The sequence below is a fragment of the Micromonospora sp. CNZ296 genome, assembly GCF_007827635.1.
Genome location: NZ_VISW01000002.1, coordinates 461,133 through 481,149, shown reverse-complemented (window position 1 = coordinate 481,149; position 20,017 = coordinate 461,133). Strand labels below are relative to the sequence as shown.

The window sequence follows — 20,017 nt, the reverse complement described above, 5'->3', positions numbered from 1 at the left end:
CCGGCGTGTCCCTACGCCGGCCGGCGCCCGAGCGTGCCCGAGAACACCCCGTTAAGGAGACAGAGCATGACCACGACCACCCCCACCACCATCGACGCGGCGACCCTGCGCGAGCTGATCGCCGCCGGCCGTACGCCCCGGATGCTCGACGTGCGCACGCCCGGTGAGTTCGAGGCGGCGCACATCCCCGGCGCGTACAACGTGCCGCTGGACCTGCTCCGGGAGCACCGCGCGGAGCTGCGCAGCCACCTGGACGAGGACGTGGTGCTGATCTGCCGCTCCGGCGTCCGGGCCGGCCAGGCCGGTCAGGCGCTCGGCACCGTCGGCCTGCCCAACGTGAAGGTGCTCGACGGCGGCATGCTGGCCTGGCAGGCCACCAACGCGCCGGTCAACCAGGGCCGCCCGCGCTGGGACCTGGAGCGCCAGGTACGCCTCGTCGCCGGCTCGATCGTGCTCGCCGCCGTCGTCGGGTCGGTGTTCGTGCCCGGCCTGAAGTGGGTCGCCGCGTTCATCGGCGGGGGCCTCACGTTCGCCGCGCTCACCAACACCTGCGCCATGGGCATGCTGCTGAGCAAGCTGCCGTACAACCGCGGCGCGAGCTGCGACCTCGACACGATCGTGGGGCAGTTGCGTGACGGGAGCCGCAAGTGACCACCCTCGCGCTGACGCTGGCCGGCGCGGTGCTGATCGGTGTGACGCTGGGCCTGCTCGGCGGCGGCGGGTCGATCCTCGCCGTGCCGCTGCTGGTCTACGTCGCCGATCTGCCCGCCAAGGAGGCGATCGCCACCTCGCTGCTGGTCGTCGGCGTGACCAGCGCCGTCGGCGTACTGCCGCACGCCTGGGCGAACCGGGTCCGCTGGCGCACCGGGCTCATCTTCGGCGTGGCCGGCATGACCGGCGCGTACGCGGGCGGCCGGCTGGCCGAGTTCGTCCCGGCCGGCGTCCTGCTCACCGGGTTCGCTCTGATGATGCTCGCCACCGCGGTCGCGATGCTGCGCGGCCGCCGGTCCGCCGAGGGCCGCCCGGTGCCGCACGAGCTGCCGATGCTGCGGGTGGTCGGGGACGGCGTGGTCGTCGGCCTGGTCACCGGCCTGGTCGGCGCGGGCGGCGGCTTCCTGGTCGTGCCGGCCCTGGCCCTGCTGGGCGGGCTGCCGATGCCGATCGCGGTCGGCACCTCGCTGGTCGTCATCGCGATGAAGTCGTTCGCCGGCCTGGCCGGCTACCTGTCCAGCGTGCAGATCCACTGGGGTCTGGCCGCCGGGGTCACCGCCGCCGCCGTCGTCGGCAGCCTGCTCGGTGGCCGGCTCGCCGGCCGGATCCCGGCCGACCTGCTGCGCCGGGGGTTCGGCTGGTTCGTCGTGGTGATGGGCGTGTTCGTGCTCGCGCAGCAGTTGCCGCCGCTGTGGGGACTCGCCGTGGGAGCGCTTGCCGTGGCCGGTACGGTCACCATGGCGGTGTGGGGCCGCCGGAGGAGGGAACACAGTGGACAGCAGCGCCTGGGACAGCCGGTACGCCGACACGCCCGGACTGGTGTGGAGCGCTGAGCCCAACCGTTTCGTGGTCGAGTCGGTCACCGGGCTGACCCCCGGGTCAGCGCTGGACATCGCCGCCGGCGAGGGCCGCAACGCGGTCTGGCTGGCCGGTCAGGGCTGGCGGGTCAACGCGGTGGACTTCTCCACGGTGGCCGTCGACCGGGGGCGGGAGCTGGCCGCCGCGCGGGGCGTGACTGTCGACTGGCGGGTCGCGGACGTGACCGCGTACCGGCCGGTGCCGAACAGCTACGACCTGGTGCTGATCAGCTACCTGCACCTGCCCGCGCCGGAGTTCGCCGGGGTGCTGGCCGCGGCGAAGTCCGCGCTGCGCCCCGGCGGCACGCTCGTCGTGGTGGGCCACGACCTGGCCAACCTCTCCGGCGGCATCGGCGGCCCGCAGGACCCGGACGTGCTGATCACGCCGGAGTCGGTGGTCGACGGGCTGGCCGGGCTGCGTGTGCAGCGGGCCGAGACGACCCGCCGGCCGGTCCCGGCCACCGACGGCGGCACAGTCGACGCGCTGGACACCGTCGTGGTGGCCACCCGCCCCGCCGACTGACCGCCGTCCGCCCCCGTTTCGCCGGGCCGGGCCGAGCCCCGGCCGGTAGCATCCGGGGACGGATCGGCGGAGAGGACACCGGGTGGGCGCGCGTTTCGAGGAACTGGCCTGGCGGGAGACGCCGATCGGCGAGATCAGCCTGCGGCGGCGCCGTGACCCGGCACTGGACTCCGACGTGTACGAGGTGAAGCTCGACGACGAGTACCTCATGTCCAGCGCCTTCCCGGTCGCGGAGATCGAACTGGCCCGGCTCGGGCTGGCTCCGCTGACCGGTGACGCGCTGGACGTGGTGGTCGGCGGGCTCGGTCTCGGCTACACAGCGCGTACCGCGCTGGAGGATCCCCGGGTGCGCTCGCTGCTGGTGGTGGAGGCGATCGAGGACGTGATCGACTGGCACCGGCGGGATCTGCTGCCGTTCGCCGCCGGGCTGGCCACCGATCCGCGTACCCGGTTCGTGCGGGCGGACTTCTTCGCCGCGGTCGCCGGCGACGGTTTCGACAGCGACGAGCCCGGGCGCCGCTTCCACGCGGTCCTGCTGGACGTGGACCACTCCCCCCGCCAGGTGCTGCACCCCAGCCACGCCGCGTTCTACACGGTCGACGGGCTGCGGCGGCTGGCCGCGCTGCTGCATCCGGAGGGCGTCTTCGCGCTGTGGTCGAACGACCCGCCGGATCCGGCGTTCCAGCGCACGCTGACCGAGGTGTTCCCGACCTCGGTGGCGCACGTCGTCCGGTTCCCGAACCCGTTGCAGGGCCGGGAGGCGGCGAACACCGTGTACGTGGCCCGGCACTGATCCACCCGGCGGCGCATGGCCGCACGAGCAGCGGGAAAGCGCATGGCCCACCGTACGACGGGAGGCTGGGACATGCGCGCGTTGCTCTGGGTGGTCGGCGTGGTCGCCGGTGTGCTCATCCTGCTCGGGCTGCTGCTGGAGGCGGTCCGCTGGCTCGTCATCATCGGCGTGATCGCGCTCGCCGCGGTCATCATCTTCGGGATCGTGAAGGGCCGGCAGGTGGTGCACCAGCATTCGACCCGCCGACGCTGACCTGCGGAGAGTGTGACCGACCCGGCAACCTACGTAAGCGTAGGTTACCGGGCGGTTAAGTTAGGCTGGGGGCGTCATCCGCGCGACGAGGAGTAACGGCGATGGACGCGACAGCCCAGCGACCCTGGACCCGTAGCTACGCACCCGGGGTGCCGGCTGACATCGCCGAGCCGGACGGCTCGCTCGTCGACCTGCTCACCGAGGCGGCCGGACGGTTCGGCCCCCGGGTCGCGCTCGACTTCTACGGCGCCACCACCACGTTCACCGAGCTGGCCGACCAGGTCGCCGGCGCCGCCGAGGCGCTGCGCCGGCTCGGCGTCGGCCCGGGCGACCGGGTGGCCCTGGTGCTGCCGAACTGCCCCCAGCACGTGGTCGCGTTCTACGCCGTGCTGCGCCTCGGCGCGGTGGTCGTCGAGCACAACCCGCTCTACACCGCCGACGAGCTGGACCGGCAGCTCACCGACCACGGCGCAGGCGTCGCGATCGTGTGGGACAAGGTCGCGCCGCTGGTGGCGGGACGCGGCGCCGTGCGTACCGTGGTGTCGGTCGACCTGACCGCGGCGCTGCCGCGGCTCAAGCGGTGGGCGCTGCGGGTGCCGCTGCCGAAGGTCCGCGCCGCGCGGGCCGCGATGACCGCCCCCGCGCCCGGCGCGCTGCCCTGGTCGGAGCTGGTCGCCGCCGCCGGGCCGCTTCCCGCCGGGCATCCCGCGCCGGAGGCCGGGGACGTGGCGCTGCTCCAGTACACCGGCGGCACCACCGGCGAGCCCAAGGGCGCGGTGCTGACCCACCGCAACCTGCGCGCCAACGCCGCGCAGGGCCGGGCCTGGGTGCCGGGCCTGCGCGACGGCGCGGAGACGGTGTACGCGGTGCTGCCGCTGTTCCACGCCTACGGGCTGACGCTCTGCCTCACCTTCGCCGTCAGCATCGGGGCGACACTGGTGCTGTTCCCCCGCTTCGACGCCGACCAGGTGCTCGACGCGGTCCGCCGCCGCCCGCCGACGTTCCTGCCCGCGGTGCCGCCGGTCTACGCGAAACTGGCCAGCGTCGCCCGCGAGCGCGGCGTCGACCTCACCTCCATCCGGTACGCGCTGTCCGGCGCGATGTCGCTGCCACCGGCCACCGTGGAGCTGTGGGAGCAGGTGACCGGCGGCCTGCTGGTCGAGGGGTACGGGATGACCGAGACGTCCCCGATCACAGTGGGCAACCCGGTCGCGCCGACCCGAAGGCCCGGCACCGTGGGCGTGCCGTTCCCCTCCACCGACGTGCGCATCGTCGACCCGGAGGACCCGTCCCGCGACCGCGCGCCGGGCGAGGCCGGCGAGCTGCTGGTCCACGGCCCGCAGGTGTTCACCGGCTACTGGCACCGGCCCGAGGAGACCGCCAAGGTGCTGCTGCCTGGTGGCTGGATGCGGACCGGCGACATCGTCACCATGGACGCCGACGGCTTCGTGACGGTGGTGGACCGGATCAAGGAGCTGATCATCACGGGCGGCTTCAACGTCTACCCGTCCGAGGTGGAGGAGGCGCTGCGCCGCGTCCCCGGCGTACGGGAGGCCGCCGCCGTGGGAATGCCCACCGACGACGGCGAGGAGGTCGTCGCCGCGGTGGTGGTCGACCCGGCGGTGGCCGGCAGCCCGGAGGCGATCCGGACCTCGTGCCGCACCCACCTGGCCGGGTACAAGGTGCCGCGCCGGGTCGTGATCGTCGACGAGCTGCCGTACTCCCAGATCGGCAAGATCCTGCGCCGCGAGGTCCGCGAACGTCTGCTCGCCGGCCGCTGACCCGCAGGCCCCCTCGCCGGCCGGCGACGAGTGGAACGCCATGGGTGTCATACGCGGCCCCAGACACCCACAGCGTTCCACCGGCGGGTGGTCTCACCGCGGTTGACGCGCCGCTCTGCGCCGGCCGTGTCGGTGCCGCCGCCTACGCTGTGTCGATGGTCGACAGGCGTCAGGTGCTGAACTTCCGCGTCCGGGCTCAACAACTCGACCGAGTGCAGGGCTCGCTCGCCGACACCGCCGTGCTCGACATCGGCGTGCAGGACACCGGTCCCGACGGCGGCCGGTGGGCACTCGCCACGCGCGGCGTCGACGTGGCCCCGCTGACCGGCGACGACCTGGTCCTGCTCTGGACCGTACGCGGCGCCCCGCACCTCTACCGCCGTGCCGACGTGGGCGCGGTGGCCGCCGCGGTCGAGCCGTTCTCCGACGCCGACGCGGGCAAGCGCATCTACGACGCGGCGAAGCCGTTGAGGGCGGCCGGCGTCGGCATCGTCGCCGCGCTCGACGAGGTGGCCGCGCGGATGCGGAAGATCGTCCGTGAGCCGACGGTCAAGGGCGAGGTCTCCGGGCGGCTCGCCGACGTGATGCCCGAGCCCTACCTGCGGTTCTGCCGGCCGTGCGACGCGACCCACCTCTACGAGATGCCGTTCCGGCTGGCCGCCGTGCGGGCCGGGTTGGAGCTGCGGCTCGACACGTCACCGCCGATCCTGGAACGCATCCCCGGGTTCCGTCCCGCCGCCGCGCCCGGCGACCGGTTCGAGCTCATCCGCGCCTACCTGCGGCTGCTCGGCCCGGCCACCCCGAAGCACGTGGCCGACTACCTCGACGCCCCGGTCAAGGAGGTCAAGGCCCGCTGGCCGCACGACGCGGTCGAGGTGAGCGTCGACGGCGAGACGCGCTGGCTGCTCGCGGCCGACGAGGCGGCGCTGGCGTCGGCGGACGCCACGACGACCCGCCTGCTCGGCCCGTTCGACCTGTTCCTCCAGGCGAAGGACCGGGCAACGCTCGTGCCCGACGCGGCCCGCGCCAAGGAGCTGTGGCCGGTGCTGGGCCGCCCCGGCGCCTTGCTGGCCGACGGGGATCTGGCCGGCACCTGGCGGGCTCGCAAGTCCGGCCGGTCGTTCACCGTTGCGGTCCAGCCGTGGCGCAAACTGCCCGGCAGCACCCGCGACGCGTTGGTCGCGGAGGCCGAGCGGCTCGCCGCGTACCGGGGTGTGCCGCTGGCCGGCGTCGACTTCGCCGGCTGACCACGCAGCCCGGGGCGCTCGCCACGTTCGCGTCGGTGACCGACACCCGCCTGATCGACGCCTCCGCCCCGCCCGCGCAGGTGGCCGACGCCGTCGCCGCGCATGTGCTCGCCGAAACTCGCTGTCGGGCCGCCGCGCGCACTGGTAGACAGCCTGAGTGACCGAGCCCCTGACGCTTACCGATCGGCTGCGGCTGATCGACGACCGGTCGGCCGCGTTCCGGGATGCGGTCGCCGCCGCGCCGGACCTCGACGCACCGGTGCCGACCTGTCCCGAGTGGACGCTGTTCGACCTGGCCCGGCACATCGGCGAGGGACGCCGCTCGTGGGCGGCCACCGTCGCCGCCGGTCCCGGGGCGTCCGGGCGGGCCGCGCCCGGCGGTCCGGGCGCACCCCGGGAGCGTACGGCGCTGCGGGACTGGCTGGCTGAGTCGACCGAGCGGTTGCTGGTCGCGCTGCGCGACGCCGGACCCGATCGTGGCTGCTGGACGTGGTGGGACACGTCGCAGTCGCCGCAGACCTGCGGCGCCGTCGCCCGGCACCAGCTCCAGGAGATCGCTGTGCACACCTACGACGCCCAGCTCACGGTGGGCGCGCCGCAGCCGTTGCCGGTCGAGGTGGCCCTCGACGGCGTGGAGGACTTCCTGTTCACCTGCTGCGCGACCACTGTGCCGTGGCCGTACGAGCCAGCCGTCCTCGACTACCACGTCACCGAGGGCGGATCGTGGCGCACGCGGCTCTCTCCCGAGGGCGCACGGGTCACCCGTCTGCCCGCCGGAGCCGGGGCGGAGCCGGCCGACACCGCCGCCCGTTCCACCGCCGGTGACCTGGTCCTGGCCTTCTACGGCCGGATACCGCTGGACGCGCTCGCCGTCGAGGGCGACCGGCGCGTGCTCGACCGGATCGCGGCGTGGGATCCGGACGCGTAGGACGGCGGCCTGATCGTGGGAGGATGCCCGGTATGCCGGATCGTGCGTTGAGCTTCGGAGCGGCAGCGCAGGCATACGAGCGGTTCCGGCCCGGCTATCCGGAGGAACTGGCCGACCTGGTGCTGGCGTACGCGGGCCGGCCCGTCCGGACCGCTCTGGAGATCGGCGCCGGCACCGGCAAGGCGACCCGGCTGTTCGCCCGGCGCGGCGTCGCGGTCACCGCCACCGACCCGGACGCCGCGATGCTCGCCGAACTGCGGCGACACGTCCCGGCCGAGGTGCGGGTCCGGCAGGCCGCGTTCGAGCAGTTGCGCGCCGGCGAGCGCCACGACCTGGTGTACGCGGCGGCGGCGCTGCACTGGACCGACCCGGACCGGCGGTGGGAGCGGATCGCCGGGCTGCTCGCGTCCGGTGGGGTGTTCGCGTCGTTCGGCGGGCCGTTGCGGCTGGCCGACCCGGCGCTGCGCGACGCGGTGGCCGCGGCCCGGTCCGAGTTCCTCGCCGACGACGAGATCCCGTCGCCGGACGGGACGCCACCGGAGGCCGGCATGCAGTGGCCCGGCACCGAGCTGCGCGCGTCCGAGTGGTTCACCGACGTGCGCCAGTCGGAGATCGCGCGGCGGATCACGATGAGCGCCGACGACTACGTCGGTCTCCTGTCGACCGTCTCGGCCTATCTCGAACTGCCGCCGCCGGTACGTGATCAGGTGTTCCGCCGCGTCCGGGATGTGCTGCCCGGCACGGTCGAGGTCACCTCGGATGTCACGGTCCACCTGGCGCGGCGGACGTCGCAGCCCTGATCACCCGGGCCAGGCGGGCCGCCAGACCGGTCCGGGTAGCGGCGGCAGGCCCGCGAAGTGACGGATCACCGGCCGCAGCCCCGGATGCGGGCCGGTCCGGGGCAGCATGAGGTTGATCGGGTACGCGAGCACCGGACCCGTGATCGGGATGCGGCGCAGGTCGTGGCCGGCGGGCCAGAGGTAGCGGTCCCGGGCGCCGACGAGCGTCGCCACGTCCGCGGATTCCGCGAGCTCGTCGAGGAGCACCTCGGTGCCGAAGTTCGGCCCGGTCGCGTCCACCCACAGGTCGAAGGCGTCGGCGAGCTGTTCGTAGAACTCGCCCCACTCGCTGCCGGGCACGATGCCCGGCACCCGCAGCCGGTGTCCGCGCAGCTCGGACGGTGCGAGCGTGGGCGCGGACGCGAGCGGGTGCCGGGGTCCGGCGAGCAGTTGCAGCGGCGAGTCGAAGGCGCGGACCATCCGTACCTCGGGCGGCAGCGCGGCCGGGTCGGTGACGGTGCGGAACGCGGCGTCGATCTCGCCGGCCCGGACCGCGGCGGCGACCTGCCGGGGGTCGTCGACCCGCAGCGTCACCACGTCGAGGTCGACGCCCGGGTGGGCGCGCCAGTAGTCGTGCAGCAGGACGGCTTGCGCGCTGCGCAGGCCGAGCACGTCGATGCGCGGCGCCCGCGCGCCGGGCCGGACCGCGGCGACCGCGCGGTCCGCGCCCGCGACGACGCCCCGGGCGTGCGGGAGGAACGCCCGGCCGTCGTGTGTCAGCTCGACCCCCCGGGGTGTACGGGTGAACAGGCGCACCCCCAGCTCCCGCTCCAGCGCGGCGATCCGCTTCGACACGGCCTGCTGGGTGACGCCCAGCTCGTCGGCGGCGTGCCGGAACTGGCCGAGTTCGGCCGCCCGCACGAACGACCGCACCGCCTCGCTGTCCACCGGCCCACAGTAGGCGGGCCCAGCCGATGGTTGTGGCGCGCCGGGCGGCGGTTGTTTGCTCCGGCGTCCGCGCGGCCGGTCTGATGCGCGGGGCATCGGTGACGGGGGCGGCGTGCGGAAGCTGGGTTCGGATTTCGGGTGGCTGTGGTCGGCGTACGCGGTGAGCACGTACGGCACATGGCTGGCGTTCGGCGCCTTCCCGCTGATCGCGGTGCGGGTGCTGGACTCGTCGGCGTTCGCGGTGTCGCTCCTGGAGGCGGCCGGGCTGGCAGTGGCGGCGATGCTGGCGGTCCCGCTCGGGCCGTGGGTGGCCTACCGGCGGAAACTGCCGGTGATGATCGCGACGGATCTGGTCCGGTTCGCGGCGCTGGCGAGCGTGCCGGCCGCGTACGCGCTCGGGGTGCTGTCGTACGGCCAGTTGCTCGTCGTCGCGGTGGTCTGCGGGACGGCCGCGATCACGTTCACCGCCGCGTCCGGGGCGTACCTGAAGAGCCTGGTCCGGGGTGATCGGCTCCTGGCGGCGAACGGACGGTTCGAGGCGACGAACTGGGCCGCGACGGCGGCCGGGCCGCCGCTCGGGGGCGCGCTCGTCGGGCTGCTCGGCCCGGTCGTCACCATCACCGCCGACGCCGTGAGCCACCTGCTGTCGGCGCTGGCGGTACGGCGGATCCGCAGCGGCGACACGGTGGCGCCCCGTGACCCGGCGGGCGCCTCCCGCGTCGCCGACCTGGGCGCAGGCTGGCGGTTCGTGCGCCGCGACCCGGTGCTGTGGCGGTTGTTCCTGAACTCGGTGCTGGTCGGCGGCCTGATCATGGCGACCGCGCCGCTGCTCGCCGTGCTCCTGCTGGGTGGGTACCGGGTGGCGGCGTGGCAGTACGGGCTGGTCTTCGGCGTGTCCGCGCTCGGCGGCGTGCTCGGCGCGCGGCTGAGCCCGCGCCTGGTGCGGCGGTACGGACGGCACCGGGTGATGACGGTGTCCGGCTGGCTGCGGTCGACCGTCCCGCTCGGTCTCGCGTTCACCCATCCGGGGATCAGCGGACTGCTGACGGTGATCGCCGTCGAGTGGGTGCTCATCACGTGCATGGGCGTGTTCAACCCGATCTACGCGACCGAGCGCCTGCGCCGGATCCCGCAGGCGCACACCGCACAGGTTCTGACCGCGTGGAGCGTCACCGGCCGGCTCACCCAGGCCGCGCTGATGACCGTGTGGGGCGTCCTCGCCACGGTCGTCGGCCCGCTCGCCGCGATCACCGTGTCCGGGGTGCTGCTGCTCGGCACGCCGCTGCTGCTGCCGACGCGCCGGCACACGCGCGACCCGGAGCCCGCACGCCCGGCCGTTGCGGTCTCGTAGGACCGGCGGCCGGACGGTCAGGACGCCAGGTAGGCGGTCAGCCGGTCGGCGAGCAGACCCGGGTGACTGAGCGCCACCGCATGGCCGCCGTCGATCTCGTCCGGAACCACGCCGAGCCGGTCGGCGGCCACCCGGCGTTGAAAGTCGGCGGGGAAGAACTGGTCGTCGCGGCCGATGAGCACCGTCGTCGGCACGGCCGGCCAGGTGGCCAGCGGCCACGGCTCGTCCCACTCCGCGCTGACCTGCTCCCGGCCGTGCGCCGGCGCCCGGGCGACGATCTCGGCCGGCACGCCGTTGTAGAACTGCTGCTCCTCGCTGAGCCCTTCCGGCTCGCGGTAGCCGGTGTTGCCCCACCACTCCCCCGGCCTCTCACCGGGCCGCGGGATCATCGGGGTGAGCAGGACCAGCAGCCGCACCGGCAACCGGTCGGCGACAAGCGGTGCGGTGAACGCGCCGTACGAGTGCCCGACCACCACGAGGTCGTCGCGGCCGCCGACGGCGTCGACCACCGTCCGGCGGAAGTCGGCGAACCGCGCCGACCGGTCCCCGATCGGCAGCTCCGGCACCACCGCGTCGTGGCCCCGGGCGGCCAGCTCGGGAACCACCAGATGCCAGTCCCACGCGCTGCCTCCGCCGCCGTGTATGAGTACGAACGTCGTCATGCCCGGACCCTCCCACACCGGTACGACATGCAGTGGCCGTCAGTACGGATACGCCCGGGGCACCCGGGCGGCCCGCAGCTCGTCGCGGAACGCCTCGATGCGGGTGACGACCTGACGCCGCCCGATCGTGTTCTCGATCCGGTCGAGGTAGAGGCAGCGGGCGGCGAGCCGGGGCGGGCCGGTGCCCCGAGACCGCCCGGTCGAGGCGCGGCCCGGGGCCGAGGGCCGCTCGCTCAGACCGGGCGGCCGAAGGTGACCGCCTCCCGGACGAGCCGTGGTGCCTTCTCCGCCAGTTGCGCGTCCGGCCGCGCGCCGAGCGCGTCGTTCACTGTGGAGAAGGCCAGCCGGAACGCGATCAGCGTGGTCGCCTCGAAGATCTCCCGGTCGCTCAGGCCGGCCTCGCGCAGGCGTCGCGTGTCGGCCTCGGTGGTGGCGTTCGGGTCCGTCACGACCTGGCGGGACCAGTCCGCGAGCGCCGTCTCCCGCTCCGACAGGTCCGCCTCGTCGCCGCGCAGCACCGCGGCGGCTGTCTCCTCGTCGCTCATCCCGGCCAGCCGCGCGCCCCAGGCCAGCGAGCAGTACGAGTCGCCCCGCGCGGCGGCCGTGGCGGCGACCAGCACCGCCACCTCACGCGAGGACAGCGTGGACTCGGACAGCAGCTCGGTGCGGGTGTTCTGGAACGACATCAGCACGTCGGGTCGCCAGCACCAGACGCGGGTGAGGTTGTTGACGTAGCCGTCGGAGGCGAGGTCGTCCTCGTAGGCGGCTTTCGCCGCCGGGCTCTGCGGCGGTTCGGGAAGGAAGGCGGCATTCATGCGGGCAGTCTGCGCCACCCGGGCGCCCCCCCACAGGCTGATCAACGACAGTACGATCCGCGAATGATCCGGGCGGTCTTCTTCGACGTGGGCGGGACGATCCTCGACGAGACGCGCGAGTTCGCGACCTGGGCGGACTGGCTCGGCGTGCCCCGGCACACGTTCTCCGCGGTCTTCGGCGCGGTGATCGCCCGCGGGCTGGACTACCAGGAGGTGTTCCGGGCGTTCCGGCCGGACTTCGACCTCACCGCCGAACTCGCGCGCCGGGTCGCGGCCGGTGACCCGGAGTCGTTCGGCGCCGACGACCTCTACCCGGACGCGCGGGCGTGCCTGGCCGCCCTGCGGGAGCAGGGATTGCGCGTCGGCCTGGCCGGCAACCAGCCGGAGCACGCCGAGGCGACGCTGCGGGCGCTGGACCTGGCGGTGGACGTGATCGGCACGTCGGCGGCCTGGGGCGTGGCGAAACCGGCGCCGGATTTCTTCGACCGGGTCGTCCGCGAGGGCGGCGGCGACGCGTCGGCGATCCTGTACGTCGGCGACCGGCCGGACAACGACGCCGCACCGGCGATGGCCGCCGGCATGACCGCGTGCCTGATCCGGCGCGGACCGTGGGGCCACATCCTCGACATGCCGGACGTCGCCGAACGGTGCCTGTTCCGCATCGACTCGCTGGACGAGCTGCCGCCTCTGGTCGCGCGGCACAACGCGGCGGGCGGCTAGGCCGGTCGCGGACGTCGTGACCGCACCGGCCGGCGCCGGGCGTTGTGCCGGGCCGCCCGGTCGCCCTAGCCTCGTCGTCGAAGGCATCGACGGCGATCGGGGGACGCCATCAGCGACGACGACACCGGGCGCGGCGGCCTGCGCAGGTTCGCCGCGAACGTGATGACGAACGTCCTCGCGAACCTCATCGCGGCGGCGATCGTCTACGTGCTCGCCGCGGCCGCCGGGCTGCTCCCGCGCGACCCCGCGCTGATCCTCGCGGCGCTGCTCCTCGTCAGCGTCGCCGCTGCCATGGTTCTGCTCGTCCTCGTCACCACGAACGCCTTCGCCGACAAGGCGGACATCCTCGGCGGGTGGATGGCGATCGCCCTCGGTGCGCCGATCCTGACCTCGGCCGTGACGTACGCGTTCCGTGAGCGCGATCCGGCGGCGGGGATCGTGGGCGGGCTGATCGGCGCGGGGCTCGCCGGCGCAGGCGTGGCGATGCTGGTGGCCGGACGGCGGATTCGGCGGGCGGCCGACCCGTCGCCCGACGGCGGCCGGCGGGCGGCTGAGCCGCGCGCCCGGCCTTAGCGTCGTACCCCTGGCATAGCCTTCCGGCCATGGCGAGCGACGAGCTGGACGAGCTGATCGTGCCCGACGCGGACGCGCTGCGCGCGTGGCTGTCCGCCAACCACGACACGTCGCCCGGTGTCTGGCTCGCGCTGGGCCGTAAGGGCGGCACGATCACCACGCTGACCTGGCAGCAGGCGGTCGACGAGGCGCTGTGCTTCGGCTGGATCGACGGGCAGGGCCGCAAGCGCGACCACGAGAGCTCCTGGATCCGGTACACCCCGCGCCGGGCGCGCAGCTCCTGGTCGCAACGCAACGTCGCGCACGTGGCCCGGCTGGAGTCGGAGGGTCGGATGACGCCGGCGGGCCGGGCCGCGGTGGAGGCCGCGAAGGCGGACGGCCGGTGGGCGGCGGCGTACGCACCGCCGTCGGAGGCCGAGGTGCCCGCCGACCTGCTCGCCGCCGTCGCGGCCGAGCCCGCCGCCCAGGCCATGTTCGACGTCCTCACCAGTGCCAACAGGTTCACGCTCATCCACCGGCTCAACGCGGTGAAGCGCGCGGAGACCCGGGAGCGGAAGATCCGCGAGTTCGTCGCCATGCTGGCCCGCCACGAGACGATCCACCCGCAGAAGGCGAAGCCCTCCACCACGCCGTGACGTCGCGGGCGCCCCGCCACGTCTCACGAGTTGTCGAGGACGAACGCGCGCATGAGCGCGGCGCACTCGGCCGCGTGCGTCTCCAGCAGCAGGTGGCCGCCGTCGTAGATGTGCGCGTCCATCCGGTCGAGCGCGCGGTGGTACGCGAGCACCTCGTCCACATCGAAGTACGCGTCGTGCCGGCCCCACAGCACGAGCGCCGGCGGCTGGTGGGCGCTGTGGTACCCGGCGATCTCGCCGAACCGGGCGACGTGGGCGGCGTAGTCGGTGAACAGCGCGAACTGCGCCTCGACGTTGCCGGGCCGGGTCATCCGTTCCCAGTCCAGGTGCCACGCCTCGGGCGCCTGCAACGGGCGTACGTGGTCGGGCAGCCCGGCGAGGTACTGGTCCCGGGTGCCGTCGAAGGTCAGCCAGTCCGGCAGCGCGGCGCGCGTGGCCTCGCCCGGGTCGGCCCAGTACGCCCGCGCGGTGTCCCACTGCGCGCCGAGCCCGTCGGCGTGCGCGTTGCCGCTCTGCACGATCAGGCCACGGATCCGTCCCGGTGCTCGGGTGGCCAGGTGGTATCCGACCGGCGCGCCGAAGTCGTGCAGGTAGACGAAGAAGCGGTCCACGCCGAGCCGGCCGAGGAGGCGCTCGACCGTCCACGACAGGTTCTCGAACGTGTAGTCGTACTCGGCGACTGTGGGCGACGACGACATGCCGAAGCCGGGCAGGTCCGGCGCGAGCACGTACGCGACCTCGGCGAGTGTGGGCATGACCTCGCGGAACGTGTGCGACGAGCTGGGGAAACCGTGCAGCAGCAGCACCGCCGGGTCGCCGGGGCGGCCGGCCTCGCGGAGGAACACCTCCAGACCGTCGACGTCGGCGTGCCGGTGGCGGATCTTCTGACTGGCGTGCATCACCTCATCCTGGCCGCCCGGCCGCGCCCGTACTGCCGATTCGCGGCGGCCCGGGACCATGACCGGCGGCTGAACAGGGGTGAGCCGGGCGTACGCTCGAACGAGCCGACGGTGGGAGGTCGCCCGCGATGCCCGTCCAGTAGGCGGCCGGCTGGCCCGCGAGTTCGGCGTCGGACAGGTTCGGCGTCGTCATGGTGGTCTACCTCCGGCAGTGGTCGGGTGCCCACGACGCCAGGACCTCAACCACACTTCAGATCAAGGCGCGAGGGGCATCGCGTTCCGGCCGGTCCCGGCATGATGAGCCGATGCGGGTAGCGATGGCGACCGACGCGGGGCATCCGGGCCGGGCCAATGAGGACTTCGCCGGCGCCGTACCGTGCGGCATGGTCCTGGTCGACGGCGCGGGCGGCATCGCCGGCGCGGACGAGGTCTGCCACCACGGCATCGCCTGGTACGCGACCCGGCTCGGCGGCGCGCTGCTCGGTGCGCTGTCCCAGGATCGGAGCCTGCGCGACGTGCTGGCCGAGGGCATCGAGCACGTCACCGACGCGCACCGCGACACGTGCGACGTCGCCCATCCGATCAGCCCGTTCGCGGCGGTGGCGATGCTCCGGTTCTCCGGTGGGACCGTCGAGCACCTGGTCCTCGGCGACGCGGTCGCGCTGGTCGGCCGGGCCTCTGGTGAGCCCGTCGCCGCCCATGATCCGCGTGAGGTGGTGATCGCGCGGTCCTTCGAGGAGCGGCTGAAGGACGTGCCCGAGGGCGGCGACGAGTACCGGCGGCTGCTGATGGAGCTGCGGGCCCGGCGGAACAGTCCGGGCGGGTTCTGGGTCGCCAAGGACGACCCGCGGGTGGCCGGCGAGGCCGTCACCGGCGAGTGCCCGGCCGACGACGTCCGCGCGACGGCTCTGCTCAGCAACGGCGCGAGCCGCCTCGTGGACACCTTCGGCCTGACCGGCTGGCCGGGGCTGCTGCGCCTGCTGGAGACCGACGGCCCCGCCGAGGTCGTCCGCCGGGTGCGCGAAGCCGAGGCGCGCGAGGGCGTCGCCACCGACGACGCCACGATCGTCTGCCGGTACTGACCGGCGCGGCAACCCGCGTGCGCGGGTCCGCAGTCCTCGTGTTGACTGCGGCGATGGACCGTCAACGCCTGAGCAGCATCGCGCACTCGCACCACCCGATCGCGGCCCCGATCTCCGGTCTCAACCTCAACCGGCTGCTGCGCCGGGCGGGCCGGCGGCCGGCGGCCCGGATCCTCGATCTCGGCTGCGGCGAGGGCGCCTGGGCGTTGCAGGCCCTCGCGCACTACCCGGACGGGCACGCCGACGGCGTGGACCTCAGCCCGTACGCGCTCGAACGCGCCGCCGAGGCCGCCGCCGAGCGCGGCCTCGCCGACCGGCTCACGCTGCACGAGCGCGACGCCCGGTCGTACGTGCCGGACGGCGACTACGACCTGGTGCTCTGCGTCGGGTCGACGCACGCGTTCGGCGGCTTCGGTGGAGCGCTGGAGCTGGCCGGCCGGCACGTGAACCCCGACGGCATCCTGATGGTGGGTGAGGGATTCTGGCAGGTGCCGCCGACGCCGGACGCGCTGGCGGCGCTGGGCGCGAAACCGGACGACCACGCCGACCTCGCCGGTCTGGTCGACGCCGCCGGGCAGGCGGGCTGGGCCCCGGTGTACGCGCACGTCAGCGACACCGCCGAGTGGGACGACTACGAGTGGTCGTGGACCGGTTCGCTCACCGAGTGGGCGCTGGACAACCCCGGTCACCCGGACGCCGCCGGGGCGCTGACGGCCGCCCGCGAGCACCGTGACCAGTGGCTGCGCGGGTACCGGAACATGCTGGGCTTCGTGACGTTCGTGCTGCGGCGGATCTGAGAGCCGGAAGCCCCGGTACCGTGGACCCGCACGTCGTCGCGGGGCAGCGCTCCCGCCGTCCAGAACACGAGTCCGGTGGGTGGTCCTCGGTGCCGATGCAGATCCGTTTCGCCGTACCGGCCGACCCCGCCTATCCGGCCCGCGTGGCCGCCGCGCTGGCCGCCGCCCGGCTGCGCCGGTTCGGCTACATCGGCGCGGCCCTGGCCGCGATCGGGGTGATCGGGTGGGTCGCCTCGCAGGCGTCGGAGCGGGGTGGCCGCTTCGCGTCGCTGTGGACCGCGTTGATCGTGGCCGGCGTGCTGTCGATGCTGTACGCGCCGTGGGTGCGGTGGCGGGCCCGGCGCCGCTCCGGCGGCTACGCGGTCGAGGGCGGCTACGACATCGACGACCGCAACATCATGATGCGCAGCGGTTCGGAGTCTGGCGGCATCGCCTGGGACGGCGTCACGCGCGTCACCGAGACCCCTGACTTCTGGATCGTGTACGTCGGGCGGATGCCGGCCACGGTGATCCCCCGCTGGCTGATGTCCGCCGAGGACGCCGGGACGTTGCGCGCCTTCATGGCCGAGCGGCACCTCCTCGGCGACCGTTGACCATGTATTGATCGGCTGTATATGTTGCCTCGGTGAGTGAGATGCGCGAGGCGACCTTCCTGATCCTGACCGCGCTGGCCGACGAGCCGCGCCACGGCTACGGGATCATCCAGGAGGTCGCCGGTCTGTCCGGCGGTCGCGTCAACCTGCTGCCGGGCACGCTCTACGCCGCCCTGGACCGGCTGGTGGCGCAGGGACTCGTCGAACTCAGCCACGAAGAGGTGGTCGACGGCCGGCTGCGCCGCTACTACCGGCTGCGCGCCGACGGCCGGGCCGAACTGGCACGCCAGACCGAGCGGCTGCGGCAGCTCGCGTCCGCCGCCGAGACCCGGCTGCGCGCTCTGCGCCCTCGCCCCGCCTGACCCCCGCCGTCGCGGCACCGTAGGGAGAAACCCATGCACCGCTGGCTGCTGCTGGCCTACCCCCGTGACTATCGCCGCGCGCGGGGGGCCGAGATCCGGGAGACGGTACGGGACGTCGGCTCGGCCCACCGGCGTGGCCGGGTCGCGGCGAATCTCGTACGTCATGGTCTGCGCGCCCGGCTGGGACGGCCGGCGAGCCGTTCCGTGGTGGCCTGGGCAGCGGTCTTCGCGGTGGTCTGCGGTTTGTTCGCCGCGTCGTTCGGCACCTGGCTCGCGTGGCTCGGCTCCCGCCCGCTCGACCACCGGGACCTCGCCGCCGTGGTCGGGCAGCTCTACCCGGACCGGCAGGTCAGCCACCTCGACCAGGACGACCCGCCCGCCGTGTTCCTCATCTACGGCCACCCGCTCGGCGAGGACCTCCTGTCCGAGCTGCTCCTCGGCGACGGCGGCGAGTACGCGCTGGCCGAGCTGACCGCGTCGTTCGACCAGGCACCGGCCGGCGGCCTCACCGACCTGCGGCAACGCCTGGACGCCGCCGGGTGGGAGCGGAGCGCGCCCGTCCACACCGACGCGTACGGCTGCATTCCCGGCAGTCCGCAGTGCGACCCGGCGTCCATCCCCTCCGACATCACCGTGTACGCCGATCGCGGCGACCACATCCTCGCGGTGCAGATCAACGCCGAGGGCTCGATGAGCCTCGCCCTCAGCCGCGCCACCCCGGCCGCCGCCTACCCCGCCGGTCTGCTCGCCTTCGCGCTGGGCACGCTGGGCGGCTGGGTGCTGTTCGGCTGGGCCAGCCGCCGCACCGAGGGACGGCACCCGCTGGTGCAGGGCCCGGCGAAGGTCCTGTACGGCGTCGCGATGGTGTTCTGGGCCGCACCGATCCTGCTGAGCGCGCCGCTGATGCTCACGCACCACCTGAGCGAGCCGCATCCCCGCTGGCACGTGCCGTGGGAGTGGCTCGGCCAGCCCACCCTGTCGCTGCCGTTCCTGCTCGGTGCGGTCCTGCTGCTCCTCGCGCTGGGCCTGGCGGCGCTGCCGCACCGGCGCCCGGCGGGCCGTACGCTCGCCGGGGCACCGGACCCGGGGCCGGCGGTCTAGCGGCGTGCCGGGTCAGCTCGCCGGGCAGCGCGTGCCGGGGGCGGGCACCGTCAGGTCGACGAGGTACCGGTCCACCACGGCGGTCGTGCAGTCGTTGCGCTGGTAGGTGCCGTGGCCCCAGCCCTCGTAGGTGACCAGGCGTCCGTGCCGGCCGAGTTGCCGGGCGACGTTCACCGCCCAGGCGTAGCCGGTACGGGGATCGTGCCGGGCGTTGAGCAGCAACAGCGGCGTGCGGGTGTGCACGTTCAGCTCGTGCGGCGGATTACGGACCGGGGACGGCCGGCCCAGGCAGGTCTGCACGGCCAGCAGACCGGCGCCGTACCGGACGTCCGGGGCGGCGGCCCTGGCGTCCCGGACCAGGCCGGCGTACTCGGCGTAGTCGCGTACCTCGGCGGGCCAGTCCGCGCAGAACGCCGCGACCGAGATCGAGAGATTCACCTCCGGTGGCGGCGTACCGGCGTCCATGTCCCGCACGATCGCGGCGAGTTGCGGCCAGCGCGGGCCGGCGAGCATGCCGAGCGCCACGGCGGTGACGTCGAAGGCGGTACGGGGGGCATATTCCCCACGGTCCGCGCGGGCCAGCACCCGCGCCCACACCGATCGCACGTCCCGTTCGTGGAGCACACAGTCCGCCGACCTGTCGCACCAGGACACGAACTCGTCGAACGCGTCCTGCAACGCGGCGGCCTGCGTCCGCACGAAGGACCGCACGTCGAGGCTGTGGTCGAACACGCCCTCCAGCACGACGGCCCGCACGTGGCCGGGGTACCGCTCGGCGTACTGCTGGCCCAGCAGGGTGCCGTACGAGCTGCCGTGGAAGGACAGCCGCCGCTCCCCCAGCGCACGCCGTAGCGCGTCGAGGTCGCGGGTCGTGCTGAGCGTGTCGGCGTGGTCGAACACCGGGCTGGTCGGGCGGCACCGGCTCCACAGCGCCCGGTTGTAGGCCACGGCGGCGTCGAAGTCGGCCTGGCCGGCCAGCGGGACGGGCGGCCTGCGCAACGCCGGATCCGGCGTGCAGACGGGCGCGGCGGTGCGGGCCACGGTACGCGGGTCGAAGCTGACCAGGTCGAACCGGTCCAGCAACTCGCCGCTGAACCGGTCGCCCCTGCGGATGCGTTCCACCCCCGAGTCGCCGGGCCCGCCCGGCCCGAACACCAGCGTGCCCACCCGCTGCTCCGGCAACCGCGCGGACCGGCGTGCCACGGCGAGGTCGAACGCCGGGCCGTTCGGCCGGGCCCAGTCCACCGGCAGCCGGAGCCGGGCGCACCGCACGCGCGGATCCGGCGGGACGTCGGGCAGGTCGTCGGCGCACTCGGTCCAGACGAGCCGCTGCGACGGAAGACCGGCGCGCGCCGCGCCGGGCAGTCCCGCCAGGACGGTGAGCGCGGCCAGAGCGACGGCCATGGTACGTCGGAACACGGCACCTCCCGGTGTCTGGATGCTCATCGATTCTTCAGCGGCACTCCACCCGAGTCCCATACGGAAACGCCCCGATATACCCGTCGGGCCTTTCCCCGAGGCCGCCCCGAGTGCCGCATCGACGGAGGCGAGTCCGCATCTGCCGGCCGGGCACTCGCGGGGGGCATCGGGCCGGGTGCTAGCGGTCTA

At 74.2% G+C, this 20,017-nt stretch carries 24 protein-coding genes; 19 read left to right on the top strand and 5 right to left on the bottom strand.

Going from position 1 to position 20,017, the window contains the following annotated elements; genetic code table 11:
* Window positions 1-66 precede the first annotated feature (66 nt).
* From FB455_RS05015 to FB455_RS04970, 10 genes are all read left to right on the top strand, one after another.
* On the top strand, window positions 67-651 hold the full coding sequence (locus tag FB455_RS05015; RefSeq protein WP_013477079.1) for a rhodanese-like domain-containing protein: 585 nt from the start codon (window positions 67-69) through the stop codon (window positions 649-651).
* A complete protein-coding gene (locus FB455_RS05010; RefSeq protein ID WP_013477080.1) occupies window positions 648-1,544 on the top strand; it encodes a sulfite exporter TauE/SafE family protein in 897 nt (298 codons plus the stop codon). The genes FB455_RS05015 and FB455_RS05010 overlap by 4 nt, the downstream gene beginning before the upstream one ends.
* Entirely contained in the window at window positions 1,483-2,091 is a 609-nt protein-coding gene (locus FB455_RS05005; RefSeq protein ID WP_013477081.1) for a class I SAM-dependent methyltransferase, read from the top strand. The genes FB455_RS05010 and FB455_RS05005 overlap by 62 nt, the downstream gene beginning before the upstream one ends.
* An 82-nt stretch (window positions 2,092-2,173) precedes the next feature.
* Window positions 2,174-2,884, top strand: coding sequence for a polyamine aminopropyltransferase (locus FB455_RS05000; protein ID WP_013285925.1), 711 nt, complete (start codon window positions 2,174-2,176; stop codon window positions 2,882-2,884).
* A gap of 72 nt (window positions 2,885-2,956) precedes the next feature.
* The gene (locus tag FB455_RS04995; RefSeq protein WP_013285924.1) at window positions 2,957-3,136 is read left to right on the top strand and encodes a hypothetical protein; all 180 of its coding nucleotides are present in this window, start codon (window positions 2,957-2,959) and stop codon (window positions 3,134-3,136) included.
* 101 nt (window positions 3,137-3,237) lie between these two features.
* A complete protein-coding gene (locus tag FB455_RS04990) occupies window positions 3,238-4,917 on the top strand; it encodes a long-chain-fatty-acid--CoA ligase (protein WP_030269063.1) in 1,680 nt (559 codons plus the stop codon).
* A 155-nt stretch (window positions 4,918-5,072) separates the two neighbouring features.
* A complete protein-coding gene (locus FB455_RS04985) occupies window positions 5,073-6,164 on the top strand; it encodes a winged helix DNA-binding domain-containing protein (protein WP_145752430.1) in 1,092 nt (363 codons plus the stop codon).
* 35 nt (window positions 6,165-6,199) lie between these two features.
* The gene (locus tag FB455_RS04980) at window positions 6,200-6,325 is read left to right on the top strand and encodes a hypothetical protein (RefSeq protein WP_486481499.1); all 126 of its coding nucleotides are present in this window, start codon (window positions 6,200-6,202) and stop codon (window positions 6,323-6,325) included.
* Entirely contained in the window at window positions 6,322-7,092 is a 771-nt protein-coding gene (locus tag FB455_RS04975; protein WP_145752428.1) for a maleylpyruvate isomerase N-terminal domain-containing protein, read from the top strand. Before FB455_RS04980 ends, FB455_RS04975 begins: the two co-directional genes overlap by 4 nt.
* Before the next feature lie 32 nt (window positions 7,093-7,124).
* Window positions 7,125-7,892 (top strand): class I SAM-dependent methyltransferase, encoded by a 768-nt coding sequence (locus FB455_RS04970; protein ID WP_071095360.1) that lies wholly within the window; start codon window positions 7,125-7,127, stop codon window positions 7,890-7,892.
* Here FB455_RS04970 and FB455_RS04965 read toward each other — a convergent pair whose 3' ends face one another.
* Window positions 7,893-8,819, bottom strand: coding sequence for a LysR family transcriptional regulator (locus tag FB455_RS04965; RefSeq protein WP_176921681.1), 927 nt, complete (start codon window positions 8,817-8,819; stop codon window positions 7,893-7,895).
* A 112-nt stretch (window positions 8,820-8,931) separates the two neighbouring features.
* Between FB455_RS04965 and FB455_RS04960 the strand changes: the two genes are divergently transcribed.
* On the top strand, window positions 8,932-10,170 hold the full coding sequence (locus FB455_RS04960; protein WP_145752426.1) for an MFS transporter: 1,239 nt from the start codon (window positions 8,932-8,934) through the stop codon (window positions 10,168-10,170).
* A 17-nt stretch (window positions 10,171-10,187) separates the two neighbouring features.
* Here the strand turns inward: FB455_RS04960 and FB455_RS04955 are convergent, their stop codons facing one another.
* Window positions 10,188-10,832: an alpha/beta fold hydrolase gene (locus FB455_RS04955; RefSeq protein ID WP_145752424.1), complete on the bottom strand. Its 645-nt coding sequence runs from the start codon at window positions 10,830-10,832 to the stop codon at window positions 10,188-10,190.
* A 233-nt stretch (window positions 10,833-11,065) separates the two neighbouring features.
* Window positions 11,066-11,647, bottom strand: coding sequence for a carboxymuconolactone decarboxylase family protein (locus tag FB455_RS04950; RefSeq protein WP_221488087.1), 582 nt, complete (start codon window positions 11,645-11,647; stop codon window positions 11,066-11,068).
* 63 nt (window positions 11,648-11,710) lie between these two features.
* Here FB455_RS04950 and FB455_RS04945 point away from each other — a divergent pair, with 63 nt between their 5' ends.
* From FB455_RS04945 to FB455_RS04935, 3 genes are all read left to right on the top strand, one after another.
* Complete coding sequence (locus FB455_RS04945) at window positions 11,711-12,367, top strand: HAD family hydrolase (protein WP_145752422.1); 657 nt, start codon at window positions 11,711-11,713, stop codon at window positions 12,365-12,367.
* A 162-nt stretch (window positions 12,368-12,529) separates the two neighbouring features.
* Entirely contained in the window at window positions 12,530-12,940 is a 411-nt protein-coding gene (locus FB455_RS04940; protein ID WP_030269045.1) for a hypothetical protein, read from the top strand.
* A gap of 29 nt (window positions 12,941-12,969) precedes the next feature.
* Complete coding sequence (locus tag FB455_RS04935; RefSeq protein WP_013477087.1) at window positions 12,970-13,575, top strand: YdeI/OmpD-associated family protein; 606 nt, start codon at window positions 12,970-12,972, stop codon at window positions 13,573-13,575.
* 23 nt (window positions 13,576-13,598) lie between these two features.
* On the opposite strand, the gene FB455_RS04930 is transcribed toward FB455_RS04935, so the two are convergent.
* Window positions 13,599-14,474: an alpha/beta hydrolase gene (locus FB455_RS04930; protein ID WP_145752419.1), complete on the bottom strand. Its 876-nt coding sequence runs from the start codon at window positions 14,472-14,474 to the stop codon at window positions 13,599-13,601.
* A gap of 305 nt (window positions 14,475-14,779) precedes the next feature.
* On the opposite strand from FB455_RS04930, the gene FB455_RS04925 reads away from it, so the two are divergent.
* The 5 genes from FB455_RS04925 (at window position 14,780) to FB455_RS04905 (ending at window position 18,409) form a co-directional block, all read left to right on the top strand.
* A complete protein-coding gene (locus FB455_RS04925) occupies window positions 14,780-15,556 on the top strand; it encodes a hypothetical protein (protein WP_240322348.1) in 777 nt (258 codons plus the stop codon).
* Between the two features lie 53 nt (window positions 15,557-15,609).
* Window positions 15,610-16,353 carry an SAM-dependent methyltransferase gene (locus FB455_RS04920; protein WP_013285908.1) on the top strand — a complete coding sequence of 248 codons (744 nt, stop codon included), beginning with the start codon at window positions 15,610-15,612 and terminating at the stop codon, window positions 16,351-16,353.
* 95 nt (window positions 16,354-16,448) lie between these two features.
* Window positions 16,449-16,946 carry a YcxB family protein gene (locus FB455_RS04915; RefSeq protein WP_123110445.1) on the top strand — a complete coding sequence of 166 codons (498 nt, stop codon included), beginning with the start codon at window positions 16,449-16,451 and terminating at the stop codon, window positions 16,944-16,946.
* A gap of 41 nt (window positions 16,947-16,987) precedes the next feature.
* Complete coding sequence (locus FB455_RS04910) at window positions 16,988-17,308, top strand: PadR family transcriptional regulator (protein WP_013285906.1); 321 nt, start codon at window positions 16,988-16,990, stop codon at window positions 17,306-17,308.
* Between the two features lie 33 nt (window positions 17,309-17,341).
* Window positions 17,342-18,409 (top strand): hypothetical protein, encoded by a 1,068-nt coding sequence (locus tag FB455_RS04905; protein WP_145752417.1) that lies wholly within the window; start codon window positions 17,342-17,344, stop codon window positions 18,407-18,409.
* Between the two features lie 12 nt (window positions 18,410-18,421).
* On the opposite strand, the gene FB455_RS04900 is transcribed toward FB455_RS04905, so the two are convergent.
* Window positions 18,422-19,813 (bottom strand): alpha/beta hydrolase, encoded by a 1,392-nt coding sequence (locus FB455_RS04900; protein WP_486481504.1) that lies wholly within the window; start codon window positions 19,811-19,813, stop codon window positions 18,422-18,424.
* Window positions 19,814-20,017: the final 204 nt, after the last annotated feature.

Excerpts from the sequence above, each read along its gene's own strand:
- FB455_RS05015 (WP_013477079.1), top strand. The coding sequence starts at position 67 with ATGACCACGACCACCCCCACCACCATCGACGCGGCGACCCTGCGCGAG.
- FB455_RS04995 (WP_013285924.1), top strand. The coding sequence starts at position 2,957 with ATGCGCGCGTTGCTCTGGGTGGTCGGCGTGGTCGCCGGTGTGCTCATC.
- FB455_RS04990 (WP_030269063.1), top strand. The coding sequence starts at position 3,238 with ATGGACGCGACAGCCCAGCGACCCTGGACCCGTAGCTACGCACCCGGG.
- FB455_RS04985 (WP_145752430.1), top strand. The coding sequence starts at position 5,073 with ATGGTCGACAGGCGTCAGGTGCTGAACTTCCGCGTCCGGGCTCAACAA.
- FB455_RS04970 (WP_071095360.1), top strand. The coding sequence starts at position 7,125 with ATGCCGGATCGTGCGTTGAGCTTCGGAGCGGCAGCGCAGGCATACGAG.
- FB455_RS04955 (WP_145752424.1), bottom strand. The coding sequence starts at position 10,832 with ATGACGACGTTCGTACTCATACACGGCGGCGGAGGCAGCGCGTGGGAC.
- FB455_RS04950 (WP_221488087.1), bottom strand. The coding sequence starts at position 11,647 with ATGAATGCCGCCTTCCTTCCCGAACCGCCGCAGAGCCCGGCGGCGAAA.
- FB455_RS04945 (WP_145752422.1), top strand. The coding sequence starts at position 11,711 with ATGATCCGGGCGGTCTTCTTCGACGTGGGCGGGACGATCCTCGACGAG.
- FB455_RS04940 (WP_030269045.1), top strand. The coding sequence starts at position 12,530 with ATGACGAACGTCCTCGCGAACCTCATCGCGGCGGCGATCGTCTACGTG.
- FB455_RS04935 (WP_013477087.1), top strand. The coding sequence starts at position 12,970 with ATGGCGAGCGACGAGCTGGACGAGCTGATCGTGCCCGACGCGGACGCG.
- FB455_RS04930 (WP_145752419.1), bottom strand. The coding sequence starts at position 14,474 with ATGCACGCCAGTCAGAAGATCCGCCACCGGCACGCCGACGTCGACGGT.
- FB455_RS04925 (WP_240322348.1), top strand. The coding sequence starts at position 14,780 with ATGCGGGTAGCGATGGCGACCGACGCGGGGCATCCGGGCCGGGCCAAT.
- FB455_RS04920 (WP_013285908.1), top strand. The coding sequence starts at position 15,610 with ATGGACCGTCAACGCCTGAGCAGCATCGCGCACTCGCACCACCCGATC.
- FB455_RS04915 (WP_123110445.1), top strand. The coding sequence starts at position 16,449 with ATGCAGATCCGTTTCGCCGTACCGGCCGACCCCGCCTATCCGGCCCGC.
- FB455_RS04910 (WP_013285906.1), top strand. The coding sequence starts at position 16,988 with ATGCGCGAGGCGACCTTCCTGATCCTGACCGCGCTGGCCGACGAGCCG.
- FB455_RS04905 (WP_145752417.1), top strand. The coding sequence starts at position 17,342 with ATGCACCGCTGGCTGCTGCTGGCCTACCCCCGTGACTATCGCCGCGCG.
- FB455_RS04900 (WP_486481504.1), bottom strand. The coding sequence starts at position 19,813 with ATGGCCGTCGCTCTGGCCGCGCTCACCGTCCTGGCGGGACTGCCCGGC.